This window comes from Bradyrhizobium sp. 61, assembly GCF_023073075.1.
Lineage (GTDB): Bacteria > Pseudomonadota > Alphaproteobacteria > Rhizobiales > Xanthobacteraceae > Bradyrhizobium > Bradyrhizobium barranii.
Genome location: NZ_JADPIU010000035.1, coordinates 41,880 through 64,477, shown reverse-complemented (window position 1 = coordinate 64,477; position 22,598 = coordinate 41,880). Strand labels below are relative to the sequence as shown.

21 protein-coding genes are annotated in these 22,598 nt (G+C 65.5%); 15 read left to right on the top strand and 6 right to left on the bottom strand.

Annotation, left to right across the window (positions count from 1 at the left end; translation table 11 throughout):
- Positions 1-4 precede the first annotated feature (4 nt).
- The 3 genes from IVB46_RS10710 to tpiA all read right to left on the bottom strand — a co-directional run bounded on the left by IVB46_RS10710 (position 5) and on the right by tpiA (position 3,085).
- On the bottom strand, positions 5-1,636 hold the full coding sequence (locus IVB46_RS10710) for a CTP synthase (protein ID WP_014494987.1): 1,632 nt from the start codon (positions 1,634-1,636) through the stop codon (positions 5-7).
- Positions 1,637-1,802: 166 nt separating this feature from the next.
- Positions 1,803-2,189: a preprotein translocase subunit SecG gene (gene secG / locus IVB46_RS10705; RefSeq protein WP_063983061.1), complete on the bottom strand. Its 387-nt coding sequence runs from the start codon at positions 2,187-2,189 to the stop codon at positions 1,803-1,805.
- A 140-nt stretch (positions 2,190-2,329) separates the two neighbouring features.
- Positions 2,330-3,085: a triose-phosphate isomerase gene (gene tpiA / locus IVB46_RS10700; protein ID WP_247305182.1), complete on the bottom strand. Its 756-nt coding sequence runs from the start codon at positions 3,083-3,085 to the stop codon at positions 2,330-2,332.
- A gap of 222 nt (positions 3,086-3,307) precedes the next feature.
- On the opposite strand from tpiA, the gene IVB46_RS10695 reads away from it, so the two are divergent.
- From IVB46_RS10695 to moaC, 4 genes are read left to right on the top strand one after another with little or no spacing between them, the layout of a single operon-like run.
- A complete protein-coding gene (locus tag IVB46_RS10695; RefSeq protein ID WP_247305160.1) occupies positions 3,308-5,206 on the top strand; it encodes a peptidylprolyl isomerase in 1,899 nt (632 codons plus the stop codon).
- Between the two features lie 14 nt (positions 5,207-5,220).
- Positions 5,221-6,234 carry an anthranilate phosphoribosyltransferase gene (gene trpD, locus IVB46_RS10690; protein ID WP_166341966.1) on the top strand — a complete coding sequence of 338 codons (1,014 nt, stop codon included), beginning with the start codon at positions 5,221-5,223 and terminating at the stop codon, positions 6,232-6,234.
- 7 nt (positions 6,235-6,241) lie between these two features.
- Positions 6,242-7,063, top strand: a complete 822-nt coding sequence (gene trpC, locus IVB46_RS10685) for an indole-3-glycerol phosphate synthase TrpC (protein ID WP_247305157.1) — start codon at positions 6,242-6,244, stop codon at positions 7,061-7,063.
- 1 nt (position 7,064) lies between these two features.
- On the top strand, positions 7,065-7,583 hold the full coding sequence (gene moaC, locus IVB46_RS10680; RefSeq protein ID WP_247305154.1) for a cyclic pyranopterin monophosphate synthase MoaC: 519 nt from the start codon (positions 7,065-7,067) through the stop codon (positions 7,581-7,583).
- 12 nt (positions 7,584-7,595) lie between these two features.
- Here the strand turns inward: moaC and IVB46_RS10675 are convergent, their stop codons facing one another.
- Positions 7,596-8,189, bottom strand: a complete 594-nt coding sequence (locus IVB46_RS10675; RefSeq protein WP_014494980.1) for a CGNR zinc finger domain-containing protein — start codon at positions 8,187-8,189, stop codon at positions 7,596-7,598.
- A 139-nt stretch (positions 8,190-8,328) separates the two neighbouring features.
- Between IVB46_RS10675 and IVB46_RS10670 the strand changes: the two genes are divergently transcribed.
- On the top strand, positions 8,329-9,744 hold the full coding sequence (locus tag IVB46_RS10670; RefSeq protein ID WP_247342711.1) for an amidase: 1,416 nt from the start codon (positions 8,329-8,331) through the stop codon (positions 9,742-9,744).
- Positions 9,741-10,997: an MFS transporter gene (locus IVB46_RS10665; RefSeq protein WP_247305148.1), complete on the top strand. Its 1,257-nt coding sequence runs from the start codon at positions 9,741-9,743 to the stop codon at positions 10,995-10,997. Before IVB46_RS10670 ends, IVB46_RS10665 begins: the two co-directional genes overlap by 4 nt.
- Here IVB46_RS10665 and IVB46_RS10660 read toward each other — a convergent pair.
- On the bottom strand, positions 10,978-11,142 hold the full coding sequence (locus tag IVB46_RS10660; RefSeq protein WP_028149628.1) for a Flp family type IVb pilin: 165 nt from the start codon (positions 11,140-11,142) through the stop codon (positions 10,978-10,980). The genes IVB46_RS10665 and IVB46_RS10660 overlap by 20 nt on opposite strands.
- 312 nt (positions 11,143-11,454) lie before the next feature.
- Between IVB46_RS10660 and IVB46_RS10655 the strand changes: the two genes are divergently transcribed.
- Positions 11,455-14,187 carry an EAL domain-containing protein gene (locus IVB46_RS10655; RefSeq protein ID WP_247305145.1) on the top strand — a complete coding sequence of 911 codons (2,733 nt, stop codon included), beginning with the start codon at positions 11,455-11,457 and terminating at the stop codon, positions 14,185-14,187.
- 91 nt (positions 14,188-14,278) lie between these two features.
- Here the strand turns inward: IVB46_RS10655 and IVB46_RS10650 are convergent, their stop codons facing one another.
- Positions 14,279-15,616 (bottom strand): S41 family peptidase, encoded by a 1,338-nt coding sequence (locus tag IVB46_RS10650; RefSeq protein ID WP_247305142.1) that lies wholly within the window; start codon positions 15,614-15,616, stop codon positions 14,279-14,281.
- A 307-nt stretch (positions 15,617-15,923) separates the two neighbouring features.
- Here IVB46_RS10650 and IVB46_RS10645 point away from each other — a divergent pair, with 307 nt between their 5' ends.
- From IVB46_RS10645 to IVB46_RS10610, 8 genes are all read left to right on the top strand, one after another.
- Positions 15,924-17,057 (top strand): alpha-hydroxy acid oxidase, encoded by a 1,134-nt coding sequence (locus IVB46_RS10645; RefSeq protein WP_071913496.1) that lies wholly within the window; start codon positions 15,924-15,926, stop codon positions 17,055-17,057.
- 13 nt (positions 17,058-17,070) lie between these two features.
- On the top strand, positions 17,071-17,697 hold the full coding sequence (locus IVB46_RS10640) for an HAD family phosphatase (RefSeq protein ID WP_247305139.1): 627 nt from the start codon (positions 17,071-17,073) through the stop codon (positions 17,695-17,697).
- A 155-nt stretch (positions 17,698-17,852) separates the two neighbouring features.
- Positions 17,853-18,047: a hypothetical protein gene (locus tag IVB46_RS10635; RefSeq protein WP_247305136.1), complete on the top strand. Its 195-nt coding sequence runs from the start codon at positions 17,853-17,855 to the stop codon at positions 18,045-18,047.
- A 231-nt stretch (positions 18,048-18,278) separates the two neighbouring features.
- Entirely contained in the window at positions 18,279-19,490 is a 1,212-nt protein-coding gene (gene glp / locus IVB46_RS10630) for a gephyrin-like molybdotransferase Glp (protein WP_247305133.1), read from the top strand.
- Between the two features lie 176 nt (positions 19,491-19,666).
- The gene (lexA, locus tag IVB46_RS10625; protein WP_014494969.1) at positions 19,667-20,368 is read left to right on the top strand and encodes a transcriptional repressor LexA; all 702 of its coding nucleotides are present in this window, start codon (positions 19,667-19,669) and stop codon (positions 20,366-20,368) included.
- Between the two features lie 207 nt (positions 20,369-20,575).
- Positions 20,576-20,806, top strand: a complete 231-nt coding sequence (locus tag IVB46_RS10620; RefSeq protein ID WP_247305130.1) for a hypothetical protein — start codon at positions 20,576-20,578, stop codon at positions 20,804-20,806.
- Between the two features lie 192 nt (positions 20,807-20,998).
- Entirely contained in the window at positions 20,999-21,433 is a 435-nt protein-coding gene (locus tag IVB46_RS10615; protein WP_247305127.1) for a hypothetical protein, read from the top strand.
- A 222-nt stretch (positions 21,434-21,655) separates the two neighbouring features.
- On the top strand, positions 21,656-22,597 hold the full coding sequence (locus IVB46_RS10610) for a GAF domain-containing protein (RefSeq protein WP_247305124.1): 942 nt from the start codon (positions 21,656-21,658) through the stop codon (positions 22,595-22,597).
- Position 22,598: the final 1 nt, after the last annotated feature.

Below are 22,598 nucleotides of genomic sequence, written 5' to 3'. Positions count from 1 at the left end.
GGCATCACACCAGCCGCGACTGCACCATCGCCGCCTGAATGAACGAGGCGAAGAGAGGATGAGGCTCAAAAGGCCGCGACTTCAGCTCGGGGTGGAACTGGACGCCGATGAACCAGGGATGATCCTCGTACTCGACGATCTCCGGCAGCACGCCGTCGGGCGAGAGGCCGGAAAATTTCAGTCCGTGCTGCTCGAGGCGGTCCTTGTAGGCGGTGTTGACCTCGTAGCGGTGGCGGTGGCGCTCGGAAATCTCGGTCGCGCCGCCATAGACCTGCGAGACGCGGCTGCCGCGGTTGAGCGCCGCGGGATAGGCGCCGAGACGCATCGTGCCGCCGAGATCGCCGGCCTTGGAGCGCTTCTCGAGCTCGTTGCCGCGCAGCCATTCGGTCATCAGGCCGACCAGCGGCTCCTTGGTCGGGCCGAACTCGGTGGAGTTGGCGTCCTCGATGCCGACGAGGTTTCGCGCGGCCTCGATCACCGCCATCTGCATGCCGAAGCAGATGCCGAAATACGGCACGTCGCGCTCACGCGCGAACTGCGCCGCGCGGATCTTGCCTTCGGCGCCGCGCTGGCCGAAGCCACCCGGCACCAGAATGCCGTTGACGTGTTCGAGGAACGGCGCGGGATCTTCCTTCTCGAAGATCTCGCTCTCGATCCAGTCGAGATTGACCTTCACCTTGTTGGCGATGCCGCCATGCGAGAGCGCCTCGATCAGCGACTTATATGCATCCTTCATGCCGGTATATTTGCCGACGATGGCGATGGTGACGTTGCCTTCGGGATTGCGGACGCGCTCGTTGATCTGCTGCCAGCTTCGCAGCTCCGGCGGAATCCTCGAGCCGATGCCGAAGGCGGCGAGCACTTCGTCGTCCAGGCCCGCGTTGTGATAGGCCTCGGGCACGGCGTAGATGTTGTCGACGTCGCGCGCCTCGATCACGGCGCTTTCGCGCACGTTGCAGAACAGCCCCAGCTTGCGGCGCTCTTCCTTCGGGATCTCGCGGTCGGTGCGGCAGAGCAGGATGTCCGGCTGGATGCCGATCGAGCGCAGCTCCTTCACCGAATGCTGCGTCGGCTTGGTCTTCAACTCGCCCGCGCTCGGGATGTAAGGCAGCAGCGTCAGATGGATATAGACGGCATGATCGCGCGGCAGCTCGTTCTTGAGTTGGCGGATCGCCTCGAAGAAAGGCAGGCCCTCGATGTCGCCGACGGTGCCGCCGATCTCGACCAGCACGAAGTCGTAATCGTCATTGCCGGAGAGGACGAATTCCTTGATGGCGTTGGTGACGTGCGGAACCACCTGGATGGTCGCGCCGAGATAATCGCCGCGCCGCTCCTTGGAGATGATGTCCTGGTAGATGCGCCCGGTGGTGATGTTGTCCTGCTTGGTCGCAGGCCGGCCGGTGAAGCGCTCGTAGTGACCGAGATCGAGATCGGTCTCCGCGCCGTCATCGGTCACGAACACTTCGCCGTGCTGATACGGCGACATCGTTCCGGGATCGAGGTTGAGATAGGGGTCGAGCTTGCGGAGGCGGACCTTGTAGCCCCGGGCTTGCAACAGGGCACCGAGTGCCGCTGAAGCCAGACCTTTGCCGAGCGAAGAGACCACGCCGCCGGTGATGAATATGTACCGCGCCATGGGACTTAACCTCTAATCCCTCGAATTCGATTCGCCAAAGCGATTCGTATTCCGCCCCAAATAATTTGCGGGCCTGTGGGTGAGCCAAAACTAAGAGTGGTGACAGAGCCTTGATGGGGATTTTTGATGCAGGACGGTAGAAGCCGCCCTGCATGGCCCCCCTGCTTTATTGCGAGCGCGGCACCTGCGGGCCGGCTGGCGCCTGGTTCTGCTGCTGTTCGTCGGCCTTCTTCAGCGAATCCAGGATGCCGCCCGAGGTCGGCGGCGCGATCGGGGCGCCTCCGGCCGGCTGGGTCTGCGACGCCGGCGCGCCGATGATCGACGAAGGCGCCCGGTTGTAGCCGGCATGCCAGGACAGGAACAGGCTGGTGAGGAAGAAGCCCCCAGCCAGGATCGCGGTGGTCCGCGTCAAAAGGTTCGCGGTGCCGCGGCTCGACATGAAGCCTGCGCCTCCGCCCATGCCGAGGCCGCCGCCTTCCGACTTCTGAAGCAGGACGGCGCCGATCATGACGGCGACGATCATGAGGTGAATGACGATGACAACAGTCTGCATAGTGTCCTTCCGTCACAAGCCGACAGCGCCGAGACGGCGGCCGATCGCGCTTCGCGGGTTTTCCTGAAGTTGCGCGGTGTTACACGATCAGAAGAGGCATTGCCACCCCCCGATCGGCCACGGCCGCGCTTTGAGATTAGCTAGGGGCAGCCCTTCGCAATCGCAAGGAAATCGGCCGCCTTCAGGCTGGCGCCGCCGACCAGCGCGCCGTTGACGTTTTTCACGGACATCAGCTCGGCTGCGTTCGACGGCTTGACCGAGCCGCCATAGAGGATCCGCATCCTGGCCCCGTCCGCCCTGAACCGGGAGGTCAGGAGTTCCCGGATAAAGCCATGAATCTGCTCGACATCCTGGGCCGTCGGGGTCAGGCCGGTGCCGATCGCCCAGACCGGCTCATAGGCCACTACCAGGTTGGCGGCGGTCGAGCCGTCCGGCAGCGAGCCGTCGAGCTGGCCGCGCAGGATGTCCAGTGTCTGGCCGGCATCGCGCTGGCCTTGCGTCTCACCGATGCAGACGATCGCGGTGACGCCGGCGCGCCAGGCGGCCTCGGCCTTCTGCCGGATCAGGGCATCGCCCTCGCCGTGGTCGGCGCGACGCTCGGAATGGCCGACGATGATGACGGTCGCACCGGCATCGGCCAGCATTTCGGCAGCGATATCGCCGGTATGGGCGCCGGAGGCCTTGGGGTGGCAATCCTGCGCCCCCACCGCGACCTTGCTGCCGCGCGCCTTGTCGGCGAAGGCCGCGATCAGGGTTGCCGGTGGGCAGACCAGCAGGTCGGCCTTGGCGGCCACCTCTGCCGCGCCCTTGAGCATGGCGTCGAATTCGGCAGCCGAGCCCTTCAGGCCGTTCATTTTCCAGTTGCCGGCGATCAGCGGTCGGATGGCGTCGGTCATGTCAATTTCCAGCAAAATGAGGTTTGTGCATGCGCTAGCAGAGCTGTCGCGGCAGTTCCAGAGAGCTAGGGCTTTTAACCGCAGCTTCGAGGGACCGCGCGGCCCGAGGTTGCGGGGGGAAAGCCGCCACTTTATGATGATCAATCAATTTGGTGACGCGCTTTTGCGGAATCTGCATTAAGACGCGCTCCCGTTCCCCTCCTGCCAAACAAGTTGGACCAAATGCTTCGAGGAATGCGCAAGGCCTCATCAAACTGGCTCGGCAAAACCATTATGGCCGTGGTGATGGGCGTGTTGATCATCAGTTTCGGCGTTTGGGGCATCGCCGACATCTTCAAGGGCTTCGGGCAGTCGACGGTGGCCAAGGTCGGCAGCACCGAGATTTCGTTGAACGAGTTCCGGCAGACCTATACCGACCGGCTGCAACAGATCAGCCGCCAGTTCGGCCGCCCGCTGACGCCTGACCAGGCGCGTGCCTTCGGCCTCGACCGCCAGGTGCTTCAGCAGACGATCGCGGAAGCCGCCCTCGACGAAGAAGCCCGCCGGCTCGGGCTCGGCCAGTCCGACGAGCAGATCCGCCAGGTCATCATGAACGACCCCAACTTCAAGGGCGTCGGCGGCAGCTTCGATCCGAACCGCTTCCAGGCCGTGATCCGCAATTTCGGCTATACCGAGCAGCGCTACGTCTCCGAGCAGCGCAAGGTGTCGCTGCGCCGGCAGATTACCGGCACGATCGGCGCCGGCCTCGAACCGCCGAAGGCCATGATCGACGTGCTGACGCGCTTCCAGAACGAGCAGCGCGCGATCGAATTCGTCAGGCTCGACGCCGCGCAGGCCGGCACCATCGACGCTCCCTCGCCCGAAGCCCTCGCCGCCTATTTCGAGGATCACAAGGTCCAGTTCCGCGCGCCCGAATTTCGCAAGATTTCCTTCGTCGTGGTCTCGCCGGAAGAGATCGGCAAATGGAGCGAGGTCTCCGACGAGGACGCCAGGAAAGTGTTCGACCAGCGCAAGGACCGGCTCGGCACGCCGGAGAAGCGCCAGATCCATCAGATCGTATTCCCCAACGCCGCCGAGGCGCAGGCCGCACGCGAGCGCCTCACCGGTGGGATGTCGTTCGAGGACCTCGGCAAGGAGCGCGGGCTGAGCAGCTCCGATGTCGACCTCGGGCTCGTGACCAAATCGTCGCTCGACCCCGCGGTCGGCGATGCCGCCTTCGCGCTTCCCGTAGGCGAGATCAGCCAGCCGATCCAGGGTCGTCTCGGCACGTCCATCGTCAAGGTCGACAAGATCGAGCCGGGCAATGAGGCGAACTACGCCAGCCTTGCCGGCGACATCAAGCGCGAGATCGCCACCGAGCGCGCCCGCGTCAAGGTCAACGATCTCCGTGACAAGATGGAAGACGAGCGCGGCGGCGGCGCCAGCGTGATCGACGCGGCGCAGAAGCTCGGCCTCACGGCCGTGACCATCGACGCCGTCGATCGCTCCGGCCGTGCCCCGAACGGCCAGCCAGTCACCAGCATCCCGCAGGGCCTCGACGTGGTGTCGCAGGCCTTCAACACCGATGTCGGCGTCGACAACGACGCGATCTCGTTTAAGGGCGGCTATGTCTGGTACGACGTGCTCGCCATCACGCCCTCGCGCGACCGCAATCTCGACGAGGTGCGCGACCAGGTCGAGGCGCGCTGGCGCCAGGACCAGATCGCCGCCAAGCTGAAGACCAAGGCGACCGAGATGGTGCAGAAGCTCGAACAGGGCGGCAAGCTCGCTGACGAGGCCGCCGCGATCAACGCCAAGGTCGAGACCGCCTCCGGCTTCAAGCGCGACGACTCGCCCGCCGGCGTGCCCGCCAGCGTCGTTGCGGCCGCCTTCCGCACCGCCAAGGACGGGGTCGGACAGACCGCCGTGAGCGGCGGCAGCGAGGTGATCGTCTTCCGCGTCACCGACATCGTCGAACCCGCGGTCGATGCCGCCTCCGACGCGGTGAAGAAGCTGAAGGACAGCCTCGACCGCGCGTTGACCGACGAGCAGGTCGCCTCCTACGTCAACAAGCTTGAAACCGACATCGGGACCACCATTAATCAGGCCGCCTTCGCGCAGGTGACCGGCGCGAACCAGTGAGTTGAAAGCACGCGATGGACGACCTGAAATCGATCATTGGAAAAGTGGCGACCGGCGCCAGCCTGTCGCGTGACGAAGCGGCTTCCGCCTTCGACGCCATGATGTCCGGCGAGGCCACGCCCTCGCAGATGGGTGGCCTCCTGATGGCGCTGCGGGTGCGCGGCGAGACCGTGGACGAAATCACCGGCGCGGTCTCGGCGATGCGCTCCAAGATGCTCACGGTCGACGCGCCCGCGGACGCCGTCGACATCGTCGGCACCGGTGGTGACGGCTCCGGCTCGGTCAACGTCTCGACCTGCGCGTCCTTCATCGTCTCGGGCACCGGTCTGCCGGTGGCCAAGCACGGCAACCGTGCGCTGTCGTCGCGCTCGGGCGCCGCCGACGTGCTGGCGTCGCTCGGCGTGAAGATCGACCTCAGGCCCGAGCAGGTCGGCCGCTGTGTGCGCGAATGCGGCATCGGCTTCATGTTCGCCCCTGCCCACCATCCGGCGATGAAGAACGTCGGCCCGACCCGGGTCGAGCTTGCGACACGCACGATCTTCAATCTGCTCGGCCCCCTGTCCAACCCGGCCGGCGTCAAGCGCCAGATGGTCGGCGTATTCTCGCGGCAATGGGTGCAGCCGCTCGCGCAGGTGCTGAAAAACCTCGGCTCGGAATCCGCCTGGGTGGTGCATGGCTCCGACGGCCTCGACGAGATCACCCTCACCGGCCCGACCTTCGTCTCCGCGCTCCATAATGGCGAGATCCGGAATTTCGAGGTGACGCCGGAGGACGCCGGCCTGCCGCGCTGCGATCCCGGTGCGCTCAGGGGCGGTGACGCCGACGCCAATGCGATCGCCTTGCAGAGCGTGCTCGACGGCAAGCCGAGCCCCTATCGTGACGTCGCGCTGATCAACGCTGCCGCTGCGCTGGTCGTGGCCGGCCGCGCCAAGGACCTCAAGGAGGGCGTTGCGATCGGTGCGAAGTCACTCGACAGCGGCGCCGCGAGCGCGCGGCTGAAGCATCTGATCGCGGTCTCGAACGGCTGAACCTGACATGTCGGACATCCTGACTAAGATCGAAGCCTACAAGCGCGACGAGATCGCAGCCGCCAAGCGCGCGCAGCCGCTCTCGGAAGTCGAGGCCAGGGCCAAGGCGCAAGGAGCCCCACGCGGCTTCGTGCGCGCGATCAAGGCCAAGCACGCCAATGGCGATTACGCGCTGATTGCCGAGGTCAAGAAAGCCTCGCCGTCGAAGGGGCTGATCCGCGCCGATTTCGATCCGCCGCTGCTCGCCAAGGCCTATGAGGCCGGCGGTGCGGCCTGTCTGTCGGTCCTGACCGACACGCCCTCGTTCCAAGGCCATCTCGACTTCATGGTGGCGGCGCGCGCGGCGACGTCGCTCCCGGTGCTGCGCAAGGATTTCATGTTCGACACCTATCAGGTGATTGAGGCGCGCGCGCATGGCGCCGACTGCATCCTGATCATCATGGCCGCGCTCGACGACGCCACCGCCAAGGACCTCGAGGACGCCGCCCTCGCCTACGGCATGGACGTGCTGATCGAAATCCATGATCGCGCCGAGCTCGACCGTGCGCTGAAGCTGCGTTCGCCGATGATCGGCGTCAACAACCGCAATTTGCGCACCTTTGAGACCACGCTCGCGACCAGCGAGTCGCTGGCGCCGCTGATCCCAACGGAACGGCTGATGGTCGGCGAGAGCGGCATCTTCACGCCCGCCGATCTCGCCCGGCTCGAGCGCGTCGGCATGTCGACCTTCCTGGTCGGCGAGAGCCTGATGCGCCAGGCCGACGTGACCGCCGCCACCCGCACGCTGCTCGCGCGCGAGAACGCGCCGCGCGCGACGGGTACGCGCTGACATGGCGCGCAAGCCCGCCAAGGCCAGGCAAACCAAAGCGAAAGCCGGCCCCGCCCTCACCCATATCGGCGCCTCCGGCGAGGCGCGGATGGTGGACGTGTCGGACAAGCCCGCGACCGAACGGCTCGCGGTCGCCGAAGGCCACGTCGTCATGACCAAGGCGACGCTTGATCTCATCGTCTCGGGCAACGCCAAGAAAGGCGACGTGCTCGGCACCGCGCGCATCGCCGGCATCATGGCCGCCAAACGCACCTCGGAGCTGATCCCGCTCTGTCATCCCCTCGCGCTGTCGAAGGTCACGGTCGACATCGAGCCCGACCCGAAGCTGCCAGGCTGCCTCGTCCGCGCCAGCGTGAAGGTGACGGGCCCGACCGGCGTCGAGATGGAGGCGCTCACGGCGGTGTCGGTCGCCTGCCTCACCATCTACGACATGATCAAGGCGGTCGAACGCGGCGTGCGCATCGAGAGCATCCACCTGGTCGAGAAGCTCGGCGGCAAGTCGGGCCACTACCGCGCCTGAGCGCCGCGTGATCTATTTCGCCTCGCGCTGCCGCTCGCGATAGGCGCGCGTCTTCATCCGGTTGCCGCACAGCGTCGACATGCACCACCGCCGCGTCGATGGTTTCGAGCGGTCGAAGAACACCCGGCGGCATTCCTCCGACGCACACATCTTCAGCCGGTCCAGGGTTCCCACAAGCGTTGCGTCATGGAGCTCGATCGCGATGGCCGAGAGGCCTGCGAGCGCATCCTCGCGCGCTGCCGACAGCATCGCGCCACGGCCTGCGCGCGCCTCCACCCGCAACGGAAACGGCGCGAGCGCCTCATTGAGCGTGCCGAGAACGCTCCTGTTCCGGGGCCGCTCGGCAGGCTCACATTGCAGATAGGCGCGCAAGGCGCCGCGCAGTCGTAGCGCAGTCTCAAACATCGCGGGCGTGACACGCCCGCCCTCGGCGCCAAGGCCGCGTTCCCGCATCCAGTCCGCAAGTTCCTTCGGCCCGCCAAGCTCATCGCTCTCCGGATGCTCCACGCCGAAATGCGTGAAGTGACGAACATCGAGCGTGTTGGCGAAATCGTAGACGTTCGCCAGCGTGTCGGGAACCTGGAATTTGCGCGACTCTTTCGACATCGGAACACCAAAGATTGGAACACCAGTAAAACAGATTTACTGGTTGACAGCAAGCGACACCTGCATCCTAATTATACTAGTGTCGAATCCTTCGGGATCGAGCGCCCATTGCGATCACCAGAACGGAGACCCCGAACCGATGGCCGACGCCCTGCACTATCTCGAACTCACCGCGCTCGCAGCACGCCTCAAGGCGCGCGACATCTCCGCGCTGGACGTGACGCGCGCGCAACTCGACCGTATCGACGCCATGGACCGGGATCTCGGCAGCTACGTTCACGTGATGGCAGAAACGGCCATCGCCGAGGCAAAAGCCGCGGACGCCGAAATCGCACAGGGCCGGTATCGGGGGCCGCTGCATGGCGTGCCGATTGCGCTCAAGGACCTGTTCTGGACCAAGGGCATTCCGACGGCGGCCGGCACCACGCTTCATCGCGACTTTCGTCCCCGCGAAGACGCAACCGTCGTGCGCCGGCTCAAGGACGCAGGCGCCGTGATACTCGGCAAGCTGCAACTCACCGAGGGCGCCTATTCCGATCACCATCCGTTGGTGACGCCGCCGAAGAATCCGTGGAATGCGAGTTACTGGCCGGGCATTTCGTCCAGTGGCTCGGCGGTCGCAACCGCTGCCGGGCTTTGCTTCGGCTCGCTCGGCTCCGACACCGGCGGTTCGATCCGCTGGCCCTGCGCCGCCAACGGGCTGACCGGATTGAAGCCGAGCTGGGGTCGCGTCAGCCGACACGGCGCGTTCGAGCTGGCCGCGACGCTCGACCATGTCGGACCGATCGGCCGCAGCGCGGCCGATGCGGGCGCGCTGCTCGGCGTCATTGCCGGACACGATCCCAACGACCCGACCTCGGTGTTCAATCCGGTGCCCGACTATCTGGCCGCGGCCGCACAGGACGTGCGGGGCTTGCGCATCGGCGTCGATGCCGCCTGGAACAGCGACGACGTGGACGTTAAGACACAGCACGTGCTGGCAGACGCCATCGATGCGTTCCGCGCGCTAGGCGCCGGCATCGTCGATGTCAGATTTCCCGACGTCATGCAGGCGATTGCCGACTGGACACCGAATTGCGCGGTGGAAGCCGCGGTCGCGCACGAGGCGACCTATCCTGCCCGCAAGACCGAGTATGGTCCGATGCTCGCCTCGCTGATCGAGGCCGGTCGCGCTCTCTCTGCTCTCGATTATCAGAAGATCCTGCTGCGGCGGCTGGCGCTGCGCGGCCGTGTCACCGCGCTGTTCGAGACCATTGACCTGCTGCTGATCCCGGTACACCCGTTCCCGCCGGTGACGCTCGCCATGATCCAGACGCTCGGCGAGCAGCCGGATCTGATCGCGAAGCTGCAGCGCTACACCTGCCCGTTCGACATCACCGGTCATCCCACGATCACGCTACCAGGTGGTGCATCGGCCGACGGACTGCCGATCGCGTTCCAGCTCGTCGCCGCTCATCTCGACGAGGCCATGCTCGTGCGCGCCGGCGCGGCGTTCCAGCGTGCCACGTCCTGGCATCGTCGCCATCCTTCCCTCAGCTCGCGGAGGCAGCATTGACCGTTCAATCCACGCTCGTTCAGCGAAGCATTTTCCATGGCTGGTTCGTGGTCGCGGCGGCGTTTGCCGTCATGTTCGTCGGCTTCGGCTCCGCCTACACGTTCAGCGCATTTCTGGAGCCGCTCCAGCGCGATTTCGGCGCCTCGCGCGGTTCGATCTCGCTCGTGTTTTCGATTGCGGGCTTTCTGTACTTCGCGCTCGGACTCGTCAGCGGTCCCCTCGCCGACCGGCTCGGCTCGCGTCTGCTGGCCATCGCCGGCATGATCCTGATCGCGGTCGGACTTGCGGCGGCGAGCGCGGCACGTTCCCTTGTCGAGGTCTATCTCGCCTACGGGCTGGGCGTCGGCCTCGGCCTCGGCTGCGCCTATGTTCCCGCGATCGGCGCGGTGCAACGCTGGTTCGTCAAGCGCCGCGGCTTCGCCTCCGGGCTCGCGGTGAGTGGCATCGGGCTCGGTACGCTGGCGATGCCGCCGCTGGCCTCATTGTTGATCGCATCGGTGGGCTGGCGCGGCGCCTATCTGGTGCTGGGCGCGATCGCGCTGGTGCTGGGCGGCGGAGCGTCGCTGCTGATCGAGAACGATCCGAAGCATCGCGGCCTCGGACCCGACGGCGATCCGCCTCGCGAGGCCGCGGGCGCAAGCAATGCCGGCGGCGCTTCGGTGCGCGAGGCCGTCCGGTCGACGCGGTTTATCGCCCTCTACGTATCGTGTCTGGTCTGCTCGTTCGGCGCCTTCGTCCCGTTCGTCCATCTCGTGCCTTACGCGCGCGACCACGGGGTCGCAGCGTCCTCTGCGGTGCTGCTGCTCGGCGTGATCGGGGCCGGCAGCACCGCAGGCCGCTTCTTTCTCGGCGCGCTCGCCGACCGGATGGGCCGCGACCGCTCGCTCATCATGGTCCTGGTCGGAATGGCGTTCGCGATGGCGATCTGGGCCATCGCCGCCGATGTCTGGACCCTCGCCGCTTTTGCCTTCGTCTACGGCGTGTTCTACGGCGGCTGGGTCGCGGTGCTGCCCGCTGTCGTCATGGACTATTTTGGCGGACGCAACGTCAGCGGAATCATCGGTATTCTCTACACAAGCGTGGCGTTCGGCACGCTGGTTGGCCCGAGTGCGGCAGGTTTCGCCTACGACGTCAACCACAGCTATACCTTGCCGATCCTGATCAGCGCCGCCGCGAACGTCGTCGCGGCGCTGATCGTGGTGACGATACTGGCGCGCAGCGGAGCCCACGCGATCAGCGCAGCGAGGAGCTGATCGACCCGAATTTGGCGTTGAGCTTGGAGCCCATGCCGTTCACGACGGAAATGATGGCCAGCGCGATGCCGGCGGCAATCAGGCCGTATTCGATCGCGGTCGCACCACGCTCGTCGGCCAGGAAGTTCTTCAAGGTGTTTGTCATCGTCGTGTCCTCTCTGTGTCGTCGGCAGGCATGTTCGCAAATCACGTGCCAATGCCGACTCGAGGATCCCCAACATCTTAGATGGTTAAGCCTTGGTTGACCGTGGCACGACCGGCAGGAATTGACCGGCATCGCGAGAGCGTCCGGCAATTCCTGCACGTCTTGCGTCGCGCGCATCGATTGCTTTTGTACGCGGCCGTTCATGTCGCATTAACCGCGCTTCCTAACTTCGCCTCCATATCGTTTCCGTAAACCAACGGATGTTCTCGGGATCAATAAGCGATCCTGACGTGTGCGCGGCAAACGATCGACATGATGACGAAATACGGCAGTCGCCTCTTTGACCAGGTCTTCGTGCGCAGCGGACCGATCCGCTGGCTGGTGGTGGGCGGCACGTTGCTGATCGCGGCCATCGCCATTGGCTCGGTCCTGATGGCGCAGAATTTCCGAGAGCGCGCGCTGCGCAACAGCGGGCGCGAGCTGGAAAACACGGTCCTTCTGCTCGCTCATCATTTCGATCAGCAGTTGCAGGATTTCGCGGTCATCCAGAAGGATTTCGTCGACCACGTCCGCGCAACCGGCATCGCAAGCGCAGAGGACTATCGCAAACGTCTCTCCGGCCAGGACGTCCACCGGATGCTGCGCTCGAAGATCGATGCGCTGCCCTACATGGGCGGCGTCAACATCATCGATGCCGAAGGCAATCTGATCAACTCCTCGACGGCGTGGCCGGCCCCCAAAGTGAACGTCGCCGATCGCGCCTATTTTCGCACTTTCAAATACGATCCTTACTCGCCGAACGTGCTGATCGAGCCGGTGCACAGCCGCGTCTCCGGCGCCTGGACCATCCTGATCGTGCGCAAGATCGTGGGACCGAACGGCGAGTTCATGGGCGTGGTCGGACGCGGCATCGAACCGGCTAATTTCGAGAAGTTCTTCGCCTCCGTCGTGCTCGGCGAAGGCGCCACGATCTCGATGCTGCATCGCGACGGCACGCTGCTCGCTCGCTATCCCCATTCCAGCGAGCAGATGGGCAGGAATTTCAAGACCGGCCCGTTCGAGCAGCAGAGGATCTTCGGGCTCGATCACTTCGCCGGCCGCATCATGAGCCCCGTCGACGGAGAAGACCGTCTGATCTCCTCGCGTGCCCTGCCCCACTTCCCGATCCTGATGATGGCCACCACGACGCGCGCGGCGGCGCTGACGGACTGGCGCGAGCAGATCGGCATCCTGATCTCGGTTGCGGGCGCCTCCGCGCTCGCCATCGCGGGCGTGCTGATCGCGATCGTGCGCAAGCTGCTGGAGCAGCACCGCGCCTCTCGCGAGCGGCTGACGCTGGAGAAGCAGCGCCTCGACCGCGCCGTCAACAACATGACGCAGGGCCTGCTGCTGTTCGATGCCGAGCGGCGGCTGGTGATCTGCAACCAGCGCTACATCGAGATGTACGGCCTGTCAGCCGAGGTGGTGAAGCCCGGCTCCAGCTTCCACGACATCATCGCCCACCGCAAGGCGACCGGCTCGTTCACTGGCGACATCGGCGACTATGTCGTCCGTGTGCTGCGCGACATCCATGTGCGTAACTCCATGGTGGTCGACACCTCTGACGGGCGCTCGATCCACATCCTCAACGAGCCGCTCGCGGACGGCGGCTGGGTGGCGACCCACGAAGACGTCACCGAGCGCCGGCGGACCGAGGAGCGCATCACCCACCTCGCCCATTACGACGCGCTGACCGACCTGCCCAACCGCACCATGTTCCACGAGCACCTACGCGCGGAGCTCGCCGCCATCGCCGGTGGCGAAGAGATCGCGGTGCATTACATCGACATCGACGAGTTCAAGGGCGTCAACGACGCGCTCGGCCATCTCGTCGGCGACGAGCTGTTGAAATCGATCGCGACGAGCCTCAGCCGCTGCGCGGGTCCGCAGGACTTCGTGGCGCGGCTCGGCGGCGACGAATTCGCCATCGTACAGAGCGCGGTGACGTCGCTGGAGCAGGTCAACGAACTCGTCGCGCGGGTCTTCCAGGCCATCCGCGCGCCGTTCGACTGCATGGGCCATCATCTCACCACGGACGCCAGTATCGGCATCGCGCTGGCGCCACGACACGGCACCGCGCTGGACCAGATCCTGAAGAACGCGGACATGGCGATGTATGCCGCCAAGGCCGCCGGACGCCGCACCTATCGCTTCTTCGAGCCGGAGATGGACGCCAAGGTCCGCGAGCGGCGGCAGCTCGAGATCGATCTGCGCCATGCCATCGCCCAAGGTGGGCTCGAAGGCGGGCTCGAGGTCTACTACCAGCCCTGCCTCGCCCTGAAGGACGACCGCATCACCGGCTGCGAGGCGCTGGTGCGCTGGCGCCATCCCGAGCGCGGCATGGTCTCGCCCGCCGAGTTCATCCCGATCGCCGAAGACACCGGCCTGATCAACGAGATCGGCGAATGGGTGCTGGCCACGGCCTGCCGCGATGCCGCCAGCTGGCCCGACGACATCCGCCTCGCCGTCAACGTCTCGCCGGTGCAGTTCAAGAGCGGCACGCTGGCGCTGAAGATCATGGCGGCCCTTGCCGCCTCCAATTTGCCGGCGAGCCGGCTCGAGCTCGAGATCACCGAGGCCGTGCTGATCCGCGACGACGACACCGCGCTTGCGATCCTGCACCAGCTCCGCGCCATCGGCGTACGGATCGCGCTCGACGATTTCGGCACCGGCTACTCCTCGCTGAGCTATCTGCACCGCTTCCCGTTCGACAAGATCAAGATCGACCGCTGCTTCGTCAGCGACATCGCCGGTCCCGACGGCTCCGCCAGCATCGTGCAGGCCGTCGTCAACCTGGCCGCCGCCCGCCGCATGACCACCACGGCCGAGGGCGTCGAGACCGAGGAGCAGCAGCGCCTGCTCCGCGCGCTCGGCTGCTCCGAGATGCAGGGCTATCTGTTCAGTGCCGCAAAACCGGCCGACAAGGTGCTGGAGCTGTTCGCGCTGCATCGCAGCCGCCTCGCCCAGCGCGGCGGCGAGGAAAGCCGGCACCGCGAGGCCAGCTAGGGCGGTCTTCCCAACAATTGGAAGCGTCACCGCACGAATTCGCCCGGGAGCGGTCATCCGCTCCCGGGCGATATCTGGACGTCGTAAGGTTTTAGTTCGGTACCGCCGCCTTCGGCGCGGGCTTGGCGGCGACCGCATTCGCGGTCACGCCGTGCAGGAAGTCGTAGGCCACATGCAGGGCCTTGTCGTCCTTCTCTTCCGGCGGGACGTAGGACTGCGATCCGGTCTGCTCGGTGCCGTCGGCGGCCTGCAGATGGCCACGCATCTGCGACTCCGCCATCGTGTCCATCCGGCCCTTCAGCTCGGGTGGCACGTCCTGCAGGATCTCGATGTCGGGCGCGATGCCCTGGGCCTGGATCGAGCGGCCCGACGGCGTGTAATAGCGCGCCGTGGTCAGCGCAAGCGCGCCATTGCCGGCGCCGAGCGGAATGATGGTCTGCACCGAGCCCTTGCCGAACGAGCGCGTGCCGATGATCGTGGCACGCTTGTGGTCATGCAGCGCGCCGGCGACGATCTCCGAGGCCGAAGCCGAGCCGCCATTGACCAGAATCACCAGCGGCTTGCCCTTGGTGAGGTCGCCGCCATGGGCGGTGAAGCGCTGGGTCTCTTCGGGATTGCGGCCGCGGGTCGAGACGACCTCGCCGCGCTGAAGGAAGGCGCTCGACACCGAGACGGCCTGGTCGAGCAAGCCGCCCGGATTGTTGCGCAGGTCCATCACGTAGCCGACCAGCTTCTCCGGCGGAACGTCCTTGGAGATCGACGCGATCGCCTTCTTCAGGCCGTCGGTGGTCTGCTCGTTGAACGAGGTGACGCGGATATAGCCGATGTCGCCGTTCTCGACGTGGAAGCGCACCGGACGCACATGGATGATCTCGCGCTTGATCGCGACGTCGAGCGGAGCGTCGGCGCCCTTGCGCACGATGGTGAGCTTGGTCTGGGTATCGACCGGCCCCTTCATCTTGTTGACGGCCTGCTCGAGCGTCATGCCCTGCACGGCATCGCCGTCGATCTTGCTGATGAGGTCGCCGGACATGATCCCGGCCTTGGACGCCGGCGTGTCGTCGATCGGCGAGACGACCTTGACCAGGCCGTCCTCCATCGTGACCTCGATGCCGAGCCCGCCGAACTCGCCGGAGGTGGTCTCCTGCATCTCGGTCCAGGCCTTGTCGTTCATGTAGCGTGAATGTGGGTCGAGCGAGGTCACCATGCCGGTGATCGCACCCTCAATCAGCTTGGAATTGTCGGGCTTCTCGACATAGCTCGCCTTCACCCGCTCGAACACTTCGCCGAACAGATTGAGCCGGGAATAGGCATCATCCGCGCTCGCTGCCGCCCGTGCCGCCCATACTCCACCGTGCGGGCTGGCGACCAGAAGGGTTAGACACGCTCCCGTGAGTGCGCCCAGGGGGAACAGCAGGTTTTTCCGCATGGATAGACTGGCCTTCTTGCTTGGAGCTTTGCTTTGGGCTTGTGAGGCGCCATGCAAATGGCGATCCAGCCCGCTGTTCACAATACCATTCTGGTTTCTTCAAGGCCGGGACGCCACGCCGGCGGGTACATCGTAAAAATCCCTTCGCCCGGGCCTAAACTTTTGGCAACGTTCCGAAACCGTTTCGCGCAACGCGGGAATCGGCCGGCCGGCCCACGCCTCTCAGCTATGCGATTTTAGGATGGTTTTGGAGGGCCGGACACGATAGGCGATGACAATAACGCTTCAAATTCTCGGGAGGACAACAATGAATGACGCGCCCCGCATCCGGCCGGAAAGGAACGTCGAACTCGGCGCCAGCGCCGAGCCATTCCAAAACCTGCACGAATTCATCCGCAAGGCGCGCGCCAACCTCAACCAGAACGCCTGGGACTATATCGTCGGCGCCGCCGAGACCGAGACCACAATGCGCCGCAACCGCATGGCGCTGGACGAGATCGCCTTCCGGCCGCGCGTGCTGCGCGACGTCCGGGAGGTCGACGGCTCGGTAGAGCTGTTCGGGCGCAGGATGCGGCTGCCGGTGGTGCTGGCCCCTGTCGGCGCACTGGAGATCTTCGATCCGGATGGCGCAGCGAGCGTCGCCCGCGCCTGCGGCACCTTCGGCGCGGCGCACATGCTGAGCTCGGTGTCCGAGCCCGGCCTGGAGAAGACCGCCGAGGCCGCCCCTGATGCGCTGCGGCTCTATCAACTCTATGTGCGCGGCGACGACGACTTCGTCGCCGATGTCGTCAGCCGGAGCGAGAAGAACGCCTACGCCGCCTTCTGCCTGACCGTTGACACCGCCCATTACAGCCGTCGCGAACGTGACATTGCCAAGCGCTATGTTCGCGAGAGCCGCCTGCGCGCCACCGGCGGTGATTACCAGAAGGGCCTGGAGTGGCGGACCGTGAAGATGATCAAGGACAAGTTCAAGATCCCGCTCATCCTGAAGGGCATCGCCACCGCCGAGGACGCCCGGATCGCGGTCGATCACGGCGTCGAGTGGATCTACGTCTCCAACCATGGCGGCCGCCAGCTCGATCACGGCCGCGGCGCCATGCATGTGCTGCCCGAGATCGTCGAGGCCGTGAAGGGACGCGCCAAGATCATGGTCGACGGCGGCTTCTGCCGCGGCACCGACATCGTCAAGGCGATCGCGGCGGGCGCGGACATGGTCGGCATCGGCCGGCTGCAATGCTGGGCATTGGCGGCGGCCGGCGAAGCCGGCGTGAGGCGAATGCTGGAGCTGCTCGAGGACGAGGTGCTGCGCTGCCTCGGCCTCTTGGGCGCCACCTCGTTCGCCGAGGTCGACAAGTCCTGCCTGCACCAGGCGACCGCAACGAATGCGCCGAGCGTGTTCAGCGCGTTCCCGCTGTTCGACCACGACCCCTATCGATATTGAGTGAAAGGATGCAATGAGCTCGCTCTCTCCCGGCAGCGCGGACGCGCTCCTCTTCGATCTCGGGCGCGTCGTGCTCGACATCGATTTCTCCAAGGCGATCGCCTGCTGGGCGGGACATGCCGGCTGCAAGCCGGAAGCCATCGTCGCGCGCTATGTGCGGGACAGCGAAGCCTACCGGCTGCACGAGGTCGGCAAGATCAGCGACGAGGCCTATTTTGACTCGCTGCGTGTCGCGCTCGGGATCGGCATTTCGGACGCGCAGTTCCTGGAGGGCTGGAACGCAATCTTCGCCGGCGAGATGCCCGACATCGCCGAGCTGCTGCCGCGCGCGGCGAAGCAGTTGCCGCTCTACGCCTTCTCCAACACCAACCGGCCGCATGTGGACCATTTCTCGAAGGAATATGCCGCCCTGCTCGGCCATTTCCGCGAGCTGTATCTGTCGTCCAGCATCGGCCTGCGCAAACCCGATGTGGAGGCCTTCGACCATGTCGTGGCCGCGATCGGCGTCCCGGCGAACCGTATCGTGTTCTTCGACGATCTTGCCGAGAACATCGAAGGAGCGCGGTCGCGCGGCCTGACCACGGTCCACGTGACCTCGCCCCGCGACGTCGGGAACGCCCTCAAGGCGCTCGGAATCTGATCTCTGGCCGGCAAGCCGACGGGCCGCGAATGGAACTATATTGCCCGGGGGCGAGGAACCAAAACCCTTTGTGCATTTTTATACGGAGTTCCCGGAACGATTGCCCCCTCTCAGGACTCATGAGTCCGTTAGGAATCTACATCGGGCTTATCGTCGTGTTGGGCAAAACCTACCTCACCAAGCAGGCCTCTCTGCTGATGAAATTCGCCAGGACCACATCGGATTCTGAGCTTTCCGCCAAGCTGATCAGCAAGGCCGCCGACCTGAAATCCCAGGCCGACCCGCTGCCTGACAAGGATCAGGGCCCCGCAGCGCCGGACGTCAGTCCGTACAAGCCGCCGGGGAGTTGACCGATGCTGGCCGTGGCTCTCGTCCTTCTCGTCCTCGCCATGGCCATCCTCGTACCGGTCTGTCTCGCCTTCTGGATCATGCCGCGGCGGACTTGATGCTCACCCTTCATCGCAGAGCGGATGACGCAGGATAAATCATCCTGCGCGGCCACTGTTTTGCCTCTGCGCCTGCACTCGGCTAGAACTCTCGCCGCCGATTTGCCCGAACGGGCCCAGCAGGAGTTTTCACCCGTGGCCCTGATGCCGGTTTCCGACGCGCTCTCCGCGGTGCTGGCGGGCGCAGAGCCGTTGCTTGAAGAGATGATCGCGCTCGACGCAGCCTTCCACCGCGTGCTCGCACGCGACGTCGCCGCGCGGCGCACGCAGCCGCCGCAGGCGATGTCGGCAATGGACGGCTATGCGGTGCGCGCGGTCGATGCGGCGAAGATCGACTCCCAGCTCACCCTGATCGGCGAGGTCGCGGCGGGCCGCCCGTTTGCGGGATCGGTCGGCGCCGGCGATGCCGTGCGTATCTTCACCGGCGGTGTCGTTCCCGATGGCGCTGATGCGGTCGTGATCCAGGAGGACACGATCGCGGACGGCAAGCGCATCACCATCAAGGAAGCCGCCGTAACGGGGCGGCACATCCGCCCCGCCGGCGTCGACTTCTCGGAAGGCGACGTGCTGCTGCGCAAAGGGGCCCGGCTCACCGAGCGCGACCTCGCGCTCGCCGCCGGCATGAATTACCCGCAATTGCCAGTCCGGCGACGCCCGAAGGTCGCGATCCTCGCGACCGGCGACGAGCTGGTGATGCCGGGTACGACGCCGGGCCACGGCCAGATCGTCTATTCCAACGGTTATGCCCTGCACGCGCTCGCCCGCAGCGAGGGCGCCGATACCATCGACCTCGGCGTTGCCGCCGACACGCTGGAGGCCACCACAGCCGGCATCGGCCGCGCGCGGGAGAGCGGCGCGGACATCCTGATCACGACCGGCGGCGCGTCGGTCGGGGACCACGATCTGGTCCAGCAGGCGCTGAGGGACGAAGGTATCTCGATGGCGTTCTGGAAGATCGCGATGCGGCCGGGCAAGCCGATGATGAACGGGCGGCTCGGCGCGATGCGCGTGATCGGCCTGCCCGGCAATCCCGTGTCATCCTACGTTTGCGGCTTCCTGTTCATGGTGCCGTTGATTCGCGCGCTTTCGGGCCGTTCGATGATTCATCACCGCCGCGAACGCGCGGTGCTCGGCCGCGATGTCGGCGCCAACGACCAGCGCGAGGATTACCTGCGCGCGCGCCTCGAGCTGCGCGACGACGGCACGCTTCTCGCCCTTCCGGTTAATCACCAGGATTCCTCGCTGCTTGCGAATCTCGCTGCGGCACAGGCACTTCTCGTGCGCGCGCCATTCGCGCCGAAGGCCGAAGCCGGCACGCCTTGCGAGGTCTTGCGGCTGCCCGTGTGATCGCTTCGTTCGCGTGCGTTCCGCGAACTTTGTCGCGTTCACGGTAAATTAAGCAGTTGCGGAACATGTATCGAACATATAGTGTCCGTTCATGATTTGTTTCGAGCATGTAGCGGCTTACTGCTGAATTCAGCGTCTCGGAATCGAACGACATCAACCGGGGGATTTTGGTCGAGATGTTAACGCGCAAACAATACGAGCTCCTGCGGTTCATCAGCGAACGGCTGAAGGAAAGCGGCGTGCCGCCCTCCTTCGATGAGATGAAGGACGCGCTCGACCTGCGCTCGAAATCGGGCATCCATCGCCTGATCACCGCGCTTGAGGAGCGCGGTTTCATCCGGCGCCTGCCCAACCGGGCCCGCGCCATCGAGGTGATCAAGCTGCCCGAGCTTCAGGCCGCTGCCGGCAGCCGCCGCGGCTTCACGCCGAGCGTCATCGAAGGCAATCTCGGCAAGGTCCGCACGACTTCGAGCCCGCCGGCGGACGAGGGCGAGCGCCCCGTCGCGGTCCCCGTGATGGGCCGCATCGCGGCCGGTACGCCGATCGAGGCCTTGCAGACCCGCAGCCACACCATCAGCGTACCGCCTGACATGCTCGGCTCGGGCGAACATTACGCGCTCGAAGTGCGCGGCGATTCCATGGTCGAGGCCGGCATTCTCGACGGCGACATGGCGCTGATCCAGCGCAACGAGAGCGCCGATACCGGCGATATCGTGGTGGCGCTGATCGACGACGAGGAGGCGACGCTCAAGCGCTTCCGCCGTCGCGGCGCCTCGATCGCGCTTGAGCCCGCCAATGCGGCCTATGAGGTCCGCATCCTGCCGCCCAACCGGGTGAAGATCCAGGGCAAGCTGATCGGGCTGTACCGGAAGTATTGATACCGGACGTGCCGGTATCGGTTATTTGGCGCCCCGCGCGCCTTCGATCGGCATCGCCGATCCGAGATTGGAGCGGACGATTGTCCGCTTCCGCTGGATAGTCTTTCTGGTTTCGCGCAGATTATCCGGCCCCTCCTCCAGCGGTAAATCCTCGGCACGCCGCACGAAGCAGCCCTGCTTCGTGGCCTTCAGGTTCGAGGAGAAGTCATGCGCCGGATCGTTCTGAGCACACTTGCTGTGGCGCTGATCGCAGCATCAGCGTCGCAAGCCTTGGACGTACAAGCCTTGGCCACGCAAGCCTTGGTCGCGCAATCGCGGCCCCATGTCCGCAAGGACACCGCCCTGAGCGAGCAAGTCCGCAAGGCCCGCGACACCGTCGACCGACGGTCGCGGCCGGGCTGGCAACATTCCGGCTGGTCGGCGCCTGCGGGGCGCTGACACGCGCCTGCGGAATGCAAAGGGGCGGGCTTTGTTCCTGGTGGATTCGGGAAAGTTAATGTGATTGCGGCCTGCGGCGGCGAGCCGTAGATTTGCCTACAACCCGGCAGAACGTTTGGTATTTCCACTCTGATAGAGGCCTGCGCCTCGATTAAGAGACGTGGGTCGCTATCCCTGCATGAGGAGCACCCGATGTGTGACTACAGCCTGCATGCCGTCGCGTCGCGTCCCGCCGAAGTCGGCGAGACGATCGTCACGACAACCTTCCGCGGCACCTCGACGCGCGGCTTTGCCTCCGCGGCCGATCCGACCGTCGCGGTCTGCCTGCTCCCGGGAACGGAGCTCGCCTTCGCCGACAACGTCCGCTACGACAATCGCTGGATCTGGACGCGCACCGTCAATTCGCGCGTCGGCAAGTTCGGCAAGATCGATCCGCACATTCCCGATCGCCATCATGATGCGATCGAATTCCCCGACGGCAAATCCGTGCTGGTGACGCAGCTGGTCGAAGGCCAGCGTGCGACCGTGCTGCAGCTACCGGTGACCCAGCCGCTCGGCGAGCGCGAGCACAAGCCGCAGACCATCACCGACAGCCGGCCAACCATCACCCGCCTGCCGATCGGCTGATGCAGCCATTCCCGGCCGGCAGGTCGGGCCAGGATTGAAATCGCCATCGCCGGCCGAGGCCGGCGAGATGGTGTCGTTCGTGTCCCGCGAAACTCCATCGGGCGGACCAAGCCGTGGCGTCTCCACCGCACGAAGTTTGCGCTGTCCTGCCTGAATTTTGAACGTCCGTTCCGCAGCCAAATGGCCGATGCTTGGTGCGGCTTGAGACGGCGGGCACGTTCGATGAAGACCTTCATTCGCGTCGTTGAACTCTGGGTGCCTGACCGCACGCGCATGCGGCTGGAATTCGGCGGCGGCCTCTACGGCGAAGGGTTGTCCGCGTTTAGGGACGTGAGCGAGGGTCTGCATTTCGGATATGACGAGGGGCTTCCCGGCAAGGCCTGGACCAGCGGCCACCCCGTGATCCTCACCAGATTCACCGATTCCTATTTCAGGCGGACCGATCAGGCCATCGCCGCCGGGCTGATCTGCGGCGTTGCGGTGCCGGTGTTTTCAGGCGAATTCCTGCAAGCCGTCATGGTGCTGTTCTGCGGCGACGACGAGGCCCATGTCGGCGCGATCGAACTCTGGCACAACGATGCCGAAACCTCCCACGAGATGGGGCTCGTCGACGGCTATTACGGCACCGCCGACATGTTCGAATTCAACTCCCGCCACACCAGATTTCCGCGTGGCTTCGGCCTGCCCGGCCGCATCTGGAAAGCCGGCCTGCCGCTGATCATCAAGGACCTGCACGATGCCAGGAGTTTTCTGCGCTGGGAGGACGCCGCCAAGGTCGGAATCAATCTCGGCGTCGGCGTTCCCTACCGGACCGGCACCGATCAGACCTGGGTGCTGACATTCCTCTCCGCGCAGGCGACCCCGATCGCGCGACGCTTCGAGATCTGGGTCCCGGACGAGGCCCGTTCGGCGCTGGTCTTCCGCGCCGGCGATTGCAGCGGGCAGACCGACCTCGCCGCGCTTTATGCGACGAAATCCATCGCCAAAGGCGAAGGCAGCATCGGCGGGGCCTGGGCCACCGGCATGCCCGCGCTCAACGACGATCTCGCGCGTGACGTCTCGGTCGCGGCCTTGCAGGCCTGCGCCTCTGGACTGAGCCAGATGGTCGTCCTGCCGGTGATCGGCAACGCCAGGCTCGACGCCGTGCTGGCCTGGTATCTGTAAC